Source organism: Nonomuraea sp. NPDC003709 (assembly GCF_040610775.1).
In the GTDB taxonomy this organism is placed as follows: domain Bacteria; phylum Actinomycetota; class Actinomycetes; order Streptosporangiales; family Streptosporangiaceae; genus Nonomuraea; species Nonomuraea angiospora_A.
Genome location: NZ_JBEXMW010000048.1, coordinates 40146 through 54143, shown reverse-complemented (window position 1 = coordinate 54143; position 13998 = coordinate 40146). Strand labels below are relative to the sequence as shown.

The window sequence follows — 13998 nt, the reverse complement described above, 5'->3', positions numbered from 1 at the left end:
GCTCGGCGACGACGGCGCGATGTCGGTCGAGGCGATCCACTCCCTCACCGAGCCGGCCGAGGTGTCCGAGCCGATGGCGATCGCTGAGGTCGCCGACCTGCTCGGGATCTCGCCGCACACGTTGCGTTACTACGAGCGGGCGGGGCTGGTCGAGGTGGCCCGGGACGGCAACGGCCATCGCGTCTACGACGGCGCCGCGGTGCGGCGGCTGGTGTTCCTGACCCGGATGCGGCTGTCCGGGATGGCGATGCGTGACCTGCAGGACTACATCTCGCTCGTCGATGCCGGGGAGCACACGGTGCCCGAGCGGCTCGACCTGCTCATCGAGCATCGCGACACGATCCGCCGCCGGATCCGTGAGCTGACCCTTTCCCTGACGGCCGTCGAGTACAAGATCGCCACGTACGGCGGCGAGACCGGGCCGGACGTGCAGACCCCCGCCGTCGACCGGACGGCGCGACGGGCACTACGGGCATAGGCGTGAGGTGGCTTCGGCGGTGACAAAGTCGACATAGCCGGCGGGAGGCCTCATCCCGCGCGACACCATCCAGTGGATGCGACCGGCTCCGGTCAGCGCGAGCGTCGCCCGGTAGCCCAGCTCGACGTCGGCGGTGTCGAAGCGGCCGGCCAGTCCGTCGAGGTAGTCGGTGAGATGGCGTCCGAGGGTGGTCAGCGCCAGTGACGCGAGATCGGCGCCCACCGGGCCCACCCCGAACGTCGCCCAGTCCAGCGCCACCGTGTCGGCGCCGTCGTGAGCGGCGACGAGGTTGCCGTGGGAGAAGTCACCGTGCACGAGCACGCGAGGCACCCGGTCGAGCCGCTCCAGCAGTTCGTGGCGCTCTTGCCACAACGCCGGGATGTGTGCGGGCACGTCCATGCCGGTCCAGCTCAGGTCACTGACGGCGATCCGCTGGGCGAGCTGGTGGACGGACAGCCACGGCACGTCGGGGACGGCGACGTCGGCCTGCCAGCGGCCGAGCCGGTGAGCGGCCACGTGCGGGGCTTCCGGGGTGGCTCCGGCGTCGGCGAGATAGACGGTGTCGCCGATGACGCCGTAGCAGCGGGGCGCGGCCAGGCCCGGTCCCTTCGGCAGCAGCCCGCTGGCATAGGCGAGAGGTTCCCGCCGCCAGTTGGCCCAGTGCCGGGGATCGGCGGCGCCGGCGGCGTGTCGTCCGGTGGTCAGCGGCCGGCAGGATTTGCGGATCACGGTGAAGGAGACCTGGTCGCGGCCGAGCCGTGCCTGGCCGGACAGCCTGGTCACGGCACCGGTGGCGGCCCCTGAGCTGCCGGTGACCGGCTCGCTCCGGCACGACACGAGCGAGCCTCCCGGGTGGCCCAGCACCGCGTCCAGCACTGCCGGGGGAAGCAGATCCGTCACTCGCGGCACGGTAGGCCATCACTCCGCTCGCGTGCCTGCCATTTTCCGCATGACACCCGCTATTGCCCCAGGTCGGGCAGGCGGAGGTGGAAGGCGGTGCGGCCGGGGCGGCTTTCGACGCCGATCGTGCCGCCGTGCGCGGCGACCACCGCTTTGACGATCGCCAGGCCGAGCCCCGTGCCGCCGGAAGCGCGCGATCGCCCCTTGTCCACGCGGGAGAAGCGCTCGAAGATCTCCTCCTGCATGTCCGCCGGGATGCCGGGCCCGCCGTCCGCGACCGTCAGCTCCGCCGCACCCGGCGCCTGTCGTACCGTCAGCGTGATCGCCGTGCCTTCGGGGGTGTGCGTACCGGCGTTGGTCAGCAGGTTCGTGATCACCTGGCGCAGCCGCGACGGGTCGCCCTGGACGGTGACCGGCTCCTCGGGCAGTTCGAGCCGCCAGCGGTGGGCGGGCGCGGCGACCCTGGCGTCACCGACGGACTCGATGGCCAGCTTGGTGAGATCCACCTCGTCCCGCGCCAGCGGGCGGCCCGCGTCCAGCCGGGCGAGCAGCAGCAGGTCGGCGACCAGCTCACTCATCCGGCCGGACTCGGCGTCGATGCGGTCGAGCGCGTGCCGTACCCCCTCGGGCATCGGCTCGGCGCCGCGAAGGGCCAGCTCGGTGTGGCCGCGGATCGCGGCGAGCGGGGTGCGCAGCTCGTGGCTGGCGTCGGCGGCGAACGCGCGCAGCCGCTGCTCGACGGCGTACCGGCGGGCCAGCGCCGCCTCCACATGCCCCAGCATGCTGTTGAACGCGGCCCCCACCTGCCCGGCCTCGGTACGCGGATCGGTGTCGGGCACCCGTTCGGTAAGCGCCACCTCGCCGCTGGCCAGCGGCAGCCGGGTGACCCGCCGGGCGGTGGCGGCCACGCGTTCCAGGGGGCGCAGCGCGAGCCTGACCCACACCGCGCCGGCGACGCCGGTGACGGCCAGCGCGGCGCCGAACATGAAGACCTCGAACACCTGCATGCGCCTCAAGGTCTCCTCGGCCTCGTGCAACGGCAGACCGGTGATGAGCACGTCGCCGTCGCGGCCCGGTACGGCGACGACCCGGTATTCATGCAGGCTCGACAGGGACACGGTCCTGGGCACGCCGTCGGCCGGCAACGCGGCCAGGACGGCCTGGTCACCGCCGGCGAGCCGCGCCCGATCGTCGTCGTACGGGGTCACCACCGCCCCCTGAGTGATCACGCCGCCGGCGAGGCGCACTCCCAAGGTGCCCGGGGCCTGGCTGCGCGTGTCGCCCCCGCTCCGGTCGTCGCCGTGCTCCAGGCTCGCCGCGTACCTGCCGCCGATCGTGGCGAGCTGCTGGTCGACCCGCCCCATCAGGAAGCGGTCCATCGCGAACGACGTCGCGACGCCGACGGCCACGCAGGCCAGCGCCAGCAGCGCCAGGACCCCCGCGACGAGCCGGCCCCGCAGCGTGCGCGGCAGGAGGCGGCTCATGCGGGCGGCTTCAGCACGTAGCCGACCCCGCGGACGGTGTGGATGAGCGGCTCGCGGCCCGCGTCGATCTTCTTGCGCAGGTAGCTGACGTACAGCTCGACCACATGGGCCTGCCCGCCGAAGTCGTAGGACCAGACGTGGTCGAGGATCTGGGTCTTGCTCAGCACCCGGCGCGGGTTGAGCATGAGCAGCCGCAGCAGGTCGAACTCGGTCGGCGTCAGGTCGATCAACGTCCCCGCCCTGGTCACCTCCCTGGCCTCGACGTCCATGACGAGATCGGCCACGACGAGCCGCGTGCCGTTCCCGGCCCGGGCCATCCCCGCGCGGCGCAGCAGCCCGTTCAGCCGGGCCAGCACCTCGTCCAGGCTGAACGGCTTGGTCACGTAGTCGTCGCCGCCGGCGGTGATCCCGGCCACGCGGTCCTCCACCGCGTCCCTGGCGGTGAGGAACAGCACGCACACCTCCGGCAGCCGCTCGCGGATCCGGCGCATGATCTCCAGGCCGTCCAGATCGGGCAGCATCACGTCCAGGACCACCGCGTCCGGCACGAACTCCTCGGCCGCCCGCACCGCGGTCATGCCGTCCCCGGCCGCGCGGACCCGCCACCCCTCCTGGAGCAGCACCGTCTCCAGCACCTCGACGATGTCCGGTTCGTCGTCCACGACCAGCACGCGGATCGGCGCACCGTCAGGACGCAGCAACACCGACACGGTCACCTCCATGTCCATTTCATACCGAAATCTTCTGAAAATCCTCTGAGAGCACCTCCGTCCCGGGCCGTTCAGAAGGAACGCAGAGTTTCACTTGGCACGGTGGGTCCCGTTCCCGAAGAAGCAGGAGAACGGTGTGACCATCACGCACGTACCATCCCGAACCGCCCCGCAGGTCAGGTCCACCGGGTTCGTGGCCCGCCCCGGCCCGGTGCTCGTCCTGATCGGCCTGGGCGCGGTCGCGGTCGTCGCGCTGTGGTGGCGTGACACGTCCGCGGTGGTTGGCGCCGCCGGCTGGCTCACGAACGCCGGGCGAATCACCGGCCTGCTGGCCGGTTACGCGATGGCGGTGCTGATCGCGCTGATGGCGCGCGTGCCCGCGCTGGAGCACGGCGTCGGCACCGACCGGCTGACCCGCTGGCACGCCATGGGCGGGCGTTACGTCGTCGGCCTGATGACCGCGCACGTGCTGTCGGTCATCTGGGGGTACGCGATCGCCGACGGGCAGCACGTGGCGGACGAGGCCGTCACCATGGTCATGACCTTCCCCGAGATGTGGGAGGCCACCGCGGCCTGCCTGCTGCTCCTCGGCATCGGCGCGATCTCGGCCCGTGCCGCCCGCCGCCGGATCGGCTACGAGACCTGGTACCTGCTGCACTTCTACACCTACGTCGCCGCCTACCTGGCTTTCGGCCACCAGCTCGCCACCGGTGCGGAGTTCGCCGGTGACCGGGCCGCCCAGGTCGCCTGGTATGTCCTCTACCTCGGCGTGGCCGCGCTCGTCGTCTGGTACCGGCTCCTGGCGCCCGTCCGGCTGTTCCTGCGGCATCGGCTGCGGGTGGCCGCGGTGACCGCCGAAGCCCCCGGCGTGATCTCCATCCAGGTCACCGGCCGGCGGTTGGAACGGCTGCGCGCCGAGCCCGGCCAGTTCTTCCGCTGGCGCTTCCTGGCCAAGGGGCTGTGGTGGTCGGCGAACCCGTACTCGCTGTCGGCCCCGCCCGGTGCCGGAGGGCTGCGGATCACGGTCAAGGCGCTGGGCGACCACAGCGCGACCCTGGCCGGACTGCGCCCCGGGACGCGGGTCTTCGCCGAGGGACCGTACGGGGCCTTCACCGGCCGGTTGCGCTCCCGCCGGCAGGTGCTGCTGATCGCGGGCGGCGTCGGCATCACCCCGTTACGTGCCCTGTTCGAGTCGCTTCCCGGCGAGCTGACCCTGCTCTACCGGGCACGCAGGGAGGCCGACCTGGTGTTCAGGCAGGAGCTCGAGGACATCGCCGTCGCCCGGGGCGCGAACCTGCACTATTCGACCGGCCCCCGTGGCCCCGGCGGGCCGTTCGACGCGGCCGTGCTCGCCCGGGTCGTGCCCGGCCTGCGCGACCACGACGTGTACGTGTGCGGCCCCGCCGAGATGACCCGGGCCGCGATCCAGGCATTGCGGGCCGCCGGAGTGCCCCGGCGGCACATCCATCACGAATCCTTCGAGTTCTAGGAGTACGACGATAAATGCCTATCCGTAGAGCACTGCTCGCCGTGCTGGCCACTGCCGTGGGCCTGGTGCTGCTGCTGTCGTTCAAGCCGCACGACGTGTCGCAGGCGGCCCAGCCACCCGCCGCCCTGGCCCAGAAGCAGTCCGGCACCACGCCAGCTCAAGGCACCACGCCAGCTCAAGGCACCACGCCAGCTCAAGGCACCACGCCGGCTCAAGGCACCACGCCGGCTCAGGGGACCACCGTGACCGGCGATCCGGCCGACACCCGCTGGGGCCCGGTGCAGGTCGCGATCACCGTGTCCGGCGGGAAGATCGCCGACGTCCAGGTGCTGCAGGCGCCCGACGGCAACCGCCGTGACATCGAGATCAACGACGCCGCGCTGCCGATCCTCACCCAGGAGGCGCTGTCGGCGCAGAGCGCGCAGATCGACACGGTGTCCGGTGCCACCTACACCAGCGAGGGCTACGCCCGCTCCCTGCAGAGCGCGATCGACCGGGCGGGGCTGTGACGATCCGGCACGTCGAGCACGTCATGGGGACGGTGTTCTCCTTCGACGTCCGGCACGAGGCGTCCGAGCGGATCACGTCGGCGATCGAGGAGGCGGTGACCTGGCTGCACCACGTGGACGCCCTCTTCTCCACGTACCGGCCCGGCAGCCCGATCAGCCGCCTCGGCCGCGGCGAGATCGCCCCGGAGAGCTGCCCGCCCGAGATCGTCCGCGTGCTGGCCCGCTGCGCCCAGGTCGAGCGCGACACCGGCGGCTATTTCACGCTCATGCCCGGCGGCCGGCTCGACCCGTCCGCGCTGGTCAAGGGCTGGGCCATCGAGCACGCCTCGGCGCTGCTGGCGGCGGCGGGCGCGCGGCGGCACAGCGTCAACGGCGGCGGCGACGTCCGCCTCGGCTCATCGCCGGAACCCGACCGGCCGTGGCGGGTGGGCATCGCCGACCCGCTGCGGCCCGGGGCGCTGGCCGCCGTCGTCTCGGGGACCGGCCTGGCGGTCGCCACCTCCGGCACCGCCGAACGCGGGCACCACATCGTGGACCCGCACACCGGCGCCCCCGCCACCGCGCTGGCCTCGCTCACCCTCGTCGGGTACGACCTGACCACCGTGGACGCCTACGCCACCGCCGCGTTCGCGATGGGCTCCGCGGCGCGGGAGTGGGTGGAGGATCAGGACGAGCTGGAGGCGTTCGCGGTGACCTCGTCGGGAGCGGTCTGGCGTACCAGCGGTTTCCACCGTTATGCGCAGTTGTAGCGGGCGGCGGCTTCGGCCGCCTTGCGCGCCAGGGCCCGGCGGAGCTCGGCCGGGGCGAGGACTTCGGCGTCGGTGCCGAAGGCCAGGAGCACCTCTGCCGCGGCCAGGGAGCGGAAGTGCAGCTCGACGTGCACCCGCGCTGCTCGCTGGTCGGTCGCGGGAGGAGGGCCGGCCAGGTCGGCTTCGTGGATGCGCAGGAATCTGGCCAGGATGTCCCGGTGGACGCTGACCGTGACGGGCAGCGGGGCGGGGATCTCGTCGATGTGGCGGCGCAGGCCGTCCCAGACGTCGGCCAGTTCGAGGCCGTCGCGGCGGCGTACGGGCTCGTCGAGGATGCCGGCTGACAGGGCCCGGTCGGCTCGGAAGAGTGCCGGCTCGCCACGGTGGTCGGCGACCAGGTACCAGACGCCGGCCTTGTTGACCAGGCCGTACGGATCGAGAGTGTAGGAGCGGACGCGGTTGTCGCGGCCGTGCCGGTAGCGCAGGCGCAGCCGCCGGTCGTTGAAGACGGCCTGCTGGAGCACGGCCAGGTCGACGGCGGGGCCGGTCGCCGAGCGCGCCGGACCGCCGCGCCAGCGCACCGGGTCGATGAGGATGCGGCGGCTGGCCAGGTCGGCGTCGGGCCGGTGCGGGGCGGGCAGGGCGGCCATCAGCTTGCGCAGCGCGGAGCCGAGGGCCTGCCCCAGGCCCAGCTCGGTGTGAGCGTGACCGGACATCAGCACGAACAGCGCTCGGGCCTCGTCGGCGGTCATGCCGGTGACGTTGGTGCGGTAGCCGGGCAGCAGCGCGATGCCGCCGTGGGGGCCGCGCACGGTGTAGACAGGCACGCCGGCCGACGACAGCGCCTCGACGTCGCGCATGACGGTGCGGACCGACACCTCCAGGCGCTCGGCCAGGTCACCGGCCGGCAGCTGCCCATGGGTCTGCAGCAGCAGCATGATCGACAGCAGGCGCTCGGATCTCACGTCTTCAAAGGTATATGACGCTACCTGACATATATCCCCGTGAAGATGCAGGTAGACGGGCCGCCCACCGGGGGCGGCATCTCTGAAAGGAACCGTGCTGTGACCGGAACGAACGGGCTCGCCCAGCAGATCGCCGACGACTTCGTCCGCGCGTGGACCAGCAAGAACATCGACAAGGCCCTGAGCCTCCTCGCCGACGACGTCGTGTGCGAGGCCCCGACCGGCACGTTCGAGGGGGTGGAGGGATACCGCGGGTTCCTCGAACCGTTCGCGACCTCGCTGGTCAGCGCCACCGTCATCGACGTCCTGGGCAACGACACGAACGCGGCGACCGTGTACACCACCGACACCCCGCTGCTGAAGGACTTCCGCGGCATCGACTATTTCACCGTCGAGAACGGCAGGATCACCCGCGTGATCAGCATCTTCGACATGCTCCCGATGCACAAGGCCCGAAACGCCGTCCAGCCCTGACCCGGGTCACTTCTGCTCCTGGAGCCAGTCGTCGAACGTCGTCGGCGCGATGCGGGCGCCCTCGCCCGGCAGCAGCACGTTGCCGACCATCTCCTGGCTGAACAAGCCCGACCAGGTCGGCACGAGCTTCACCTCCCGGCCGCGCGCCCGATGCGTACGCCGGGCCATGTCGACGAGGTCCTGCGGCTCGGGCCCCGCGACGTCGACATAGCGTCCCTGCGGCTCGCCCACCGCGATCTCGGCCAGGATGGCGGCCACGTCCGCGGGCGCGATCGGCTGCATGAGCAGCGGCGCGACCGTGGCCACGCCGTCCTGCTCGGTCCAGCCGGCCACCATCTCCGCGAAGTCATGGAACTGCGTGGCCGGTACGACCGTCCACGGCACCGGCCCCGCGGCCACCAGGCGTTCCTGCTCCCGCTTGCCGGCGTAGTGCGCATTGCCGTCGATCCGGCCCACCCCGGCGATCGACAGCAGCACATGGTGGCGTACGCCGGCCCGTTCCTCGGCGGCGAGCAGGTTACGGGTGGCCGCCGCGAAGTAGGCCACCGTCTCGGCCCGATCCCCCTCCGGCCCGTTGGTGACGTCGATGACGGCCTCGACCCCGGCGAGGGCGTCGTCGAGCCCGTCACCGGTCAGCAGGTCCACGCCGAGCGAACGGCTGATGCGTACGACGTCGTGCCCGTCCCGTTCGAGGGCGGCCACGGTCAGGGAACCGATGTTGCCGGTCGCGCCGGCGACGGCGATCCGCATGATGATCACTCCTTGTCCACGATCAACCAGGACCATATCTCGGACTAAACAGGTCCGCAATATCCACGATATCCTGCCGATCGTGAAGCTGCCCGTAAGCACCGAATGGCTGTTGCACTGCGCCACCTCGCTGGCGCAGCTCGAACCGGGGACCACCGCATCGGCCGCCCAGCTGGCGGAGTACTACGACCTGCCCGCGCCCTACCTCGCCAAGCAGCTCCAGTCGCTCGTCAAGGCGGGCGTGCTGTCGGCGACGACAGGGCCGCGCGGCGGGTTCCGGCTCGCGCGCGAGCCCGCGGAGATCACGTTGCTGCAGATCGTGGAGGCGGTGGACGGCGCCTCCGCTCCGTACGAATGCCGCGAGATCCGCAGGCAGGGCCGCGGCGCGCTTCCGGCCGAGGAGTGCCGGCAGGCCTGCATCCTCGCCGTGAAGATGGCCGAGGCGCATCGGGTGTGGCGCGGCAGCCTGGCCGCGGTCTCGCTCGCCGATGTCCTCGCCGACCTGCCTCCGTCGGCGCCGGCCCGCACTCGATCGCTGCTCACCGGGCAGACCCGTCCCCCTGGAGAAGACGCCCTCCGCTGAGAGATCCATCCCAGTGCGTCATGGCAGGATCTGTGGGGGACTGCGAAGTTCGGAGGACGTGATGAACGACGAGACGGCCACGTTGCTCTTCGACGTGATCGGCCGGCTGGAGAAGAACATCCTCGCCCGCGACTGCCCGGCCATCGTCGCGCTCCAGGGTGAACGCCAACTCGTGCTCAGCGACTACGACTACCTTCGCGATCAGCAGTCGGCCACGGACTTCGAGAATCGAGCCGCCACCAGGGCGCAGGAGATCGCCGCGACGCGATGGATCTTCGCGGTCCCCCAGGTATGGGTGATCACGCCGGACAAGGTCTTCAGCCGGGCCGTCTCCAACCTCCCGCTGCTCGAAGGGGAGCAGGAGGCGATCACCTGGATGAGCTTTGATCAGAGCGACGGCGTGGACTACGGGCGCGTCCCGTACGCACGCCGCCCGAACGGAGAGCCGGTGTTCGACGAGCCGGAGATGTTCACCGTGAGCGTGCGTCCGGCCGAACGCATGCCGGGCTACACGCTCCTTCAGGGGCTCTTCCCCGGCCATGGCGCCGCCGGGTGATCGACGAAGGACAACTTCCGCCGCGGGGGCCGCATCTAAGGACGTAGAAGATCCGAGATGACGGGGTGATCAGATGGCGTCGGCCCTGCTGCCTGGGGATCCTCTTCGGCTGGGGGACTTCTGGCTGGCCGGGCGGCTGGGCGCCGGGGGCCAGGGGGTGGTCTACGAGGCGTACGACGCGCAGGGCGACCGGGTGGCCATCAAGGTGCTGCACGGTGATGCCGCCGGCGATCCGGATCTGCGGTCGCGCTTCGGCAAGGAGGCCACGGCGGCCCGGCGGGTGGCCTCGTTCTGCACGGCACGAGTGCTGGCGGTCGATCTGGACGCGCCCAAGCCGTACATCGTCAGCGACTACGTCGAAGGGCCGAGCCTGCGTCAGGCCGTCGCCGGCGGGCGCCGCTTCAGCGGCGACGAGCTGCACCGCCTGGCCACCGCGGTGGCCACGGCGCTGACCGCGATCCATGACGCCGGCGTCGTGCACCGCGACCTCAAGCCTGACAACGTGCTGCTGGGTCCCGACGGTCCGCGCGTCATCGACTTCGGGGTGGCGCGGACCCTGGAGATGTCGCTGACCGCCACCGGTCTGGTGGCCGGCACCCCGACCTACATGGCGCCGGAGGTGTTCACCGGCCAGCGTGCCGGTGCTCCCGCCGACGTGTTCTCCTGGGGTGCGATCGTGCTCTACGCCGCCAACGGCGACGACCCCTTCCGGGCCGAGAGCCTGGGCGCGGTCATGCACCGCGTCCTGTCCGCCGAACCCGACCTCTCCGCGTTGCCGCCTTCGCTGCGGCCGCTGGTCTCGGCAGCGCTGGCCAAGGACCCGCTCGCCCGGCCTACCGCGCGCGAGCTGTTGCTCGGCCTGATCAGCGGGTTCCAGGGCGGTCAGGCCGACCTGCTCACCGTCGGCAGCGCCGAGGCCGGGCTGCTCAGCCGGGGAGCCGCCGCCGATCCCGCCCTCGGCACGCTTGCGGAGGACGCCTACGGGTTCCTCAGCCCCGGCGAACGCGACCTGGTGCCCGACCTGTTCCTGCGCATGGTGGCCGTCACCGACGCAGGTGAGGTGACCGTACGCACCGCGTCGCATGAGGAGCTGTTCGAGGCAAGGACACCGGACGAGCGGGCCGCGCTCGAACGGATCCTGGAGGTCTTCTCCTACGTGATCGCCGTTCGAGGCGACGACGTCGCACTGGCCCGGCCCGCCCTGTTACAGGCCTGGCCGCGGTTGCGGTCCTGGGTCGGCGACGAGCGTGCGGGCCTGCCCACGCACGACCTGATCCGCGCCGCCGCACGCCACTGGAACACCCACGGGCGCCGTGAAGGCGACGTCTTCCAGGGCAGCCGCCTGGAGACCGCGCTGCGCTGGGCCGCCACCGGACGCCGCCATCTCACGCTCAGCAAGCTCGAACGCGACTTCCTCGACGCCTGCAACGCCGCCACCCGCCACCGGATCCGACGCCGCCGCCTCCTCACCGTCACTCTGTCCGCCCTGCTCGTCCTCGCCCTGATCGGCGGCGCCGTCGCCGTACGGCAGAGCCTCGTCATCTCGGAGCAGAGCAGGATCGTCGCCGCGCAGCGGGACGAGGCGGTCGCGGGCAAAGTGGCGGCCCAGGCCGACGCGATGCGCACGGCGGACCCGGTACGGGCGATGCTGCTCAGCGTCGCCGCCTGGCGGCTGGCCCCGGTCACCGCGACGCGGGCGACGTTGCAGAACGCCTGGGCACAGCGCGAGCGCTCGGCGTTCTCCGACCCGGACTCGGGCGCGGAGACCGTACGGCAGATCACCAGGGACGGGCGCACGTTCGTCAGCGTGTCCCCGCAGGGGGTGCGGATCTACGACCTGCGGACCGGGAGGAAGACCGGCGGCTGGGACGACCTGAAGATCGGTGGGGAGAAGTTCCTGGGCGCCGGCCTCAGCCCCAGCGGCCGGCTGCTGGCCGTGGCGGCGGGCCATGAGATCCGCATCTGGGAGACGAGCACCGGCAGGCAGACCGGAGCCAGACGGAGGATCGAGGAGCCGGAATACTTCAACGGGCTCAAGTTCCAGACCGGCGACCGGTACGTCCTCAGGCTGGGGTCCCAGGCCGGCGACCTCTGGGACACGCGGACCGGCGCGGACATCGGCGCGAGGGACGGCATGCTCAAACCCTCCGTCACTCTGGCCAACGACCTGGTCGTGAACGCGGGCCTCGAAGGCCGGTTCACCATGCTGAGGCTGCCGAGCGGGAAACCGGTGGCCGCATGGCCCCGCTCGGGCGACTGCGCCAAGAAGGCATGGGTGGCGGCCATCAGTCCCGACGGCCGCACCATCGCCTGCGGCACCGGTTCGCGCATCGCCCTTGTCGACGCGCACACGGGGCGCGACCTCGCGGGTCAGCCGACGATCGGGGCGAGCCGCTACAGCACCAACGGAATACAGTTCAGCCCGGACGGCCACTACCTCGTGGTCGGGAACGACAGCAGCCTCGGGCTTGTCCGAGTCTCGGACGGGAACACCGTGCTCTCCTACCGGGGCGCACCGGAGGACGTGGGCTTCGACGGCACGACCCTGCGTTACCTGACCGACGAGACTGTGGTGAGCCTGGACATCTCCGATCTCCTTCACCGCACGCGGCTGCCCGGCCATGCCCCTGAGACCGCTGTGTTCAGTCCTGATGGCCGATTCCTCGCCACGCACCAGTCCGAGGCGCGGCAACTCGTGCTCTGGGACGCGGAAAGGCTCCGCCCGCTGGGATCGCCCCTGAAGATAAGGATCGGGGACGGCGATCTGCACTTCGCGTTCAGCGGCGACGGGCGGCTGCTGGCGGCCTTCAGCGGCGTGGGGAAGCCGCTGGAGATGTGGGACACCGCGCAGCCGTCGCGCGTGACCAGGGTCCCGCTGCCGGGCGACTGGATGGCGAACGCCGTGGCTGTGAACGAGCACGGGACGCTGGTCGCGATCGCCGCCCACGATATCGGCGGCACATCCCGGAGCCGGCTTTTCGTCTGGGACGTGCCGCACCACACGTGGTTGCGGCCCGTCGACACGAACGACCTGATGGACATCGTGTTCCGGCCAGGCAGCACGATGATCGCTCCGATGAGCGACTCGGCCAACCACCTGATCGAACTCTCCTCCGGGCAGCCGGTCGGCCCCGCCTTCGGTCCAGGAGGGCTGAGCAGCGGTTTGAGGAGCATCGCCTTCAGTCCTGATGGGGCGAGCCTCGCCGCCTACAGCCAGTCGGGCAGGCTCGCGTTCTGGGATCTGCGCACGGGTAAGAGGCATGGCTCGACGTTCCGTCCGTACCCCGGTGACAACAGCGGGATCATCCAGCTGGCCTTCTCCCGGACGGGCGACGTGGCCGCGTCCCTCACCGAGGGGGAGGTCCAGCTCTGGGACCCCATCACGCCTCGCAAGCTCGGGCCGTCGTTCGCAGGGGCGGACGAGCCGCTGATGACGACCGGGTTCGGAGCCGGTGGCGCGGTGCTCCGTACCCTCGACGAGGCGGGTGTGCTGCGCGCGGTCTCCGTCGATCCGGAGCGTACGGCCGCGGCCGTCTGCGCCCGGGCCGGGCGCTCGCTGACGCGCGCGGAGTGGCAGGAGTATCTGCCCGGGTTGCCGTACCGGAAGATCTGCCCCTGATCACCGGGCCCGGCGCGTCAGGGTCCTGATGTCCTCGAACAGCCGCTCGTGCGCGGCGGCCGCCTCGGCGGAGGTCAGGTCCATGTTCTGGATGAAGCCGTGCTCCAGGCCGGACTCTTGCCGGTGCGTCACGTGGCCGCCACATCGGGGACGGTCATAACGGGTCAGCCCTCCGGGTGGACCATGAGAAGCACAGCACGATTGTCCGGGGTGTGGCCTCGGTACAGGTGCGGGTGAGCGGCGTCGAACCTGATGGAATCGCCTTCGGCCAGGTCGGTGAGGGAATCGGCGGGTCCCGTGGTGATGCGTCCGTGGGTGAGCACGAGGCACTCCTCGACGCCGGGCAGGTGGGCGTCGGAGTGCTGGGTGCTCTCGGCGATGGCGATGTCGTAGACCTCCACGGTGCCGCGCACCCTGATGCGGTGCAGGAGACGCGCGCTGACCGCGTCGCCCTCGACCCGCGGCCGCCGGTCGTCGGCGCGTACCACCTCGACCGTCGAGGCGGGCGCTTCCAGCAGCTCGCCGAGGGACGCCTTCAGCGCGGTGGCCAGGGCCCACAGGGTGCTCAGGGTCGGGTTGCCCTGGCCCTGCTCGATGCCGTGCAGCGTGGTCTTGCTGATGCCGCCGGCGGAGGCCAGGTCGGCCAGCGATATCCCGGCCGTCGTACGCAGCCGGTGCACGTTCGTCCCCACCACTTGCGCGAGCTCCATGCGTATCAGCATAGTGGTATGG

15 protein-coding genes are annotated in these 13998 nt (G+C 71.5%); 8 read left to right on the top strand and 7 right to left on the bottom strand.

The annotated features are described in order from the left end of the window. Positions 1–478, top strand: a 478-nt coding sequence (locus tag ABZX61_RS62765) for a MerR family transcriptional regulator (RefSeq protein ID WP_355212080.1), incomplete at its 5' end; no start/stop codon positions are given. Here the strand turns inward: ABZX61_RS62765 and ABZX61_RS62760 are convergent. The 3 genes from ABZX61_RS62760 to ABZX61_RS62750 are packed head-to-tail and all read right to left on the bottom strand — an operon-like array spanning position 467 to position 3584. Then, positions 467–1378, bottom strand: coding sequence for a phosphotransferase (locus ABZX61_RS62760; protein WP_355212077.1), 912 nt, complete (start codon positions 1376–1378; stop codon positions 467–469). The two genes, ABZX61_RS62765 and ABZX61_RS62760, sit on opposite strands and share 12 nt — an antisense overlap. Before the next feature lie 59 nt (positions 1379–1437). Further along, positions 1438–2862 carry a HAMP domain-containing sensor histidine kinase gene (locus tag ABZX61_RS62755; protein ID WP_355212075.1) on the bottom strand — a complete coding sequence of 475 codons (1425 nt, stop codon included), beginning with the start codon at positions 2860–2862 and terminating at the stop codon, positions 1438–1440. Beyond that, complete coding sequence (locus ABZX61_RS62750) at positions 2859–3584, bottom strand: response regulator transcription factor (protein ID WP_355212073.1); 726 nt, start codon at positions 3582–3584, stop codon at positions 2859–2861. The genes ABZX61_RS62755 and ABZX61_RS62750 overlap by 4 nt, the downstream gene beginning before the upstream one ends. Positions 3585–3708: 124 nt before the next feature. On the opposite strand from ABZX61_RS62750, the gene ABZX61_RS62745 reads away from it, so the two are divergent. From ABZX61_RS62745 to ABZX61_RS62735, 3 genes are read left to right on the top strand one after another with little or no spacing between them, the layout of a single operon-like run. Further along, entirely contained in the window at positions 3709–5061 is a 1353-nt protein-coding gene (locus ABZX61_RS62745) for a ferredoxin reductase family protein (RefSeq protein WP_355212070.1), read from the top strand. A 14-nt stretch (positions 5062–5075) separates the two neighbouring features. Next, positions 5076–5570, top strand: a complete 495-nt coding sequence (locus tag ABZX61_RS62740; protein WP_355212067.1) for an FMN-binding protein — start codon at positions 5076–5078, stop codon at positions 5568–5570. Beyond that, the gene (locus ABZX61_RS62735) at positions 5567–6319 is read left to right on the top strand and encodes an FAD:protein FMN transferase (protein ID WP_355212065.1); all 753 of its coding nucleotides are present in this window, start codon (positions 5567–5569) and stop codon (positions 6317–6319) included. The genes ABZX61_RS62740 and ABZX61_RS62735 overlap by 4 nt, the downstream gene beginning before the upstream one ends. Here ABZX61_RS62735 and ABZX61_RS62730 read toward each other — a convergent pair. Next, positions 6304–7284, bottom strand: coding sequence for a YafY family protein (locus ABZX61_RS62730; protein WP_350724311.1), 981 nt, complete (start codon positions 7282–7284; stop codon positions 6304–6306). The genes ABZX61_RS62735 and ABZX61_RS62730 overlap by 16 nt on opposite strands. Before the next feature lie 99 nt (positions 7285–7383). Between ABZX61_RS62730 and ABZX61_RS62725 the strand changes: the two genes are divergently transcribed. After that, on the top strand, positions 7384–7758 hold the full coding sequence (locus ABZX61_RS62725) for a nuclear transport factor 2 family protein (RefSeq protein WP_355212062.1): 375 nt from the start codon (positions 7384–7386) through the stop codon (positions 7756–7758). Positions 7759–7764: 6 nt separating this feature from the next. Here the strand turns inward: ABZX61_RS62725 and ABZX61_RS62720 are convergent, their stop codons facing one another. After that, on the bottom strand, positions 7765–8508 hold the full coding sequence (locus ABZX61_RS62720; protein WP_355212060.1) for an NAD(P)H-binding protein: 744 nt from the start codon (positions 8506–8508) through the stop codon (positions 7765–7767). Between the two features lie 82 nt (positions 8509–8590). Here ABZX61_RS62720 and ABZX61_RS62715 point away from each other — a divergent pair, with 82 nt between their 5' ends. The 3 genes from ABZX61_RS62715 (at position 8591) to ABZX61_RS62705 (ending at position 13266) form a co-directional block, all read left to right on the top strand. Beyond that, positions 8591–9091: an Rrf2 family transcriptional regulator gene (locus ABZX61_RS62715; protein ID WP_355212057.1), complete on the top strand. Its 501-nt coding sequence runs from the start codon at positions 8591–8593 to the stop codon at positions 9089–9091. A 61-nt stretch (positions 9092–9152) separates the two neighbouring features. Beyond that, positions 9153–9647, top strand: a complete 495-nt coding sequence (locus tag ABZX61_RS62710; protein ID WP_355212054.1) for a hypothetical protein — start codon at positions 9153–9155, stop codon at positions 9645–9647. 73 nt (positions 9648–9720) lie between these two features. After that, entirely contained in the window at positions 9721–13266 is a 3546-nt protein-coding gene (locus ABZX61_RS62705) for a serine/threonine-protein kinase (RefSeq protein WP_355212051.1), read from the top strand. Here the strand turns inward: ABZX61_RS62705 and ABZX61_RS62700 are convergent, their stop codons facing one another. Both ABZX61_RS62700 and ABZX61_RS62695 read right to left on the bottom strand, forming a co-directional pair. Beyond that, positions 13267–13398, bottom strand: coding sequence for a hypothetical protein (locus ABZX61_RS62700; protein ID WP_355212048.1), 132 nt, complete (start codon positions 13396–13398; stop codon positions 13267–13269). Positions 13399–13430: 32 nt separating this feature from the next. After that, positions 13431–13976, bottom strand: a complete 546-nt coding sequence (locus ABZX61_RS62695; protein WP_355212045.1) for an XRE family transcriptional regulator — start codon at positions 13974–13976, stop codon at positions 13431–13433. Between the last annotated feature and the right edge of the window lie 22 nt (positions 13977–13998).

Bases quoted from the DNA above. Each gene is read 5' to 3' on its own strand.
- ABZX61_RS62755 (WP_355212075.1), bottom strand. From the start codon at position 2,862: ATGAGCCGCCTCCTGCCGCGCACGCTGCGGGGCCGGCTCGTCGCGGGG.
- ABZX61_RS62750 (WP_355212073.1), bottom strand. From the start codon at position 3,584: ATGGAGGTGACCGTGTCGGTGTTGCTGCGTCCTGACGGTGCGCCGATC.
- ABZX61_RS62740 (WP_355212067.1), top strand. From the start codon at position 5,076: ATGCCTATCCGTAGAGCACTGCTCGCCGTGCTGGCCACTGCCGTGGGC.
- ABZX61_RS62720 (WP_355212060.1), bottom strand. From the start codon at position 8,508: ATGCGGATCGCCGTCGCCGGCGCGACCGGCAACATCGGTTCCCTGACC.
- ABZX61_RS62710 (WP_355212054.1), top strand. From the start codon at position 9,153: ATGAACGACGAGACGGCCACGTTGCTCTTCGACGTGATCGGCCGGCTG.
- ABZX61_RS62705 (WP_355212051.1), top strand. From the start codon at position 9,721: ATGGCGTCGGCCCTGCTGCCTGGGGATCCTCTTCGGCTGGGGGACTTC.
- ABZX61_RS62695 (WP_355212045.1), bottom strand. From the start codon at position 13,976: ATGGAGCTCGCGCAAGTGGTGGGGACGAACGTGCACCGGCTGCGTACG.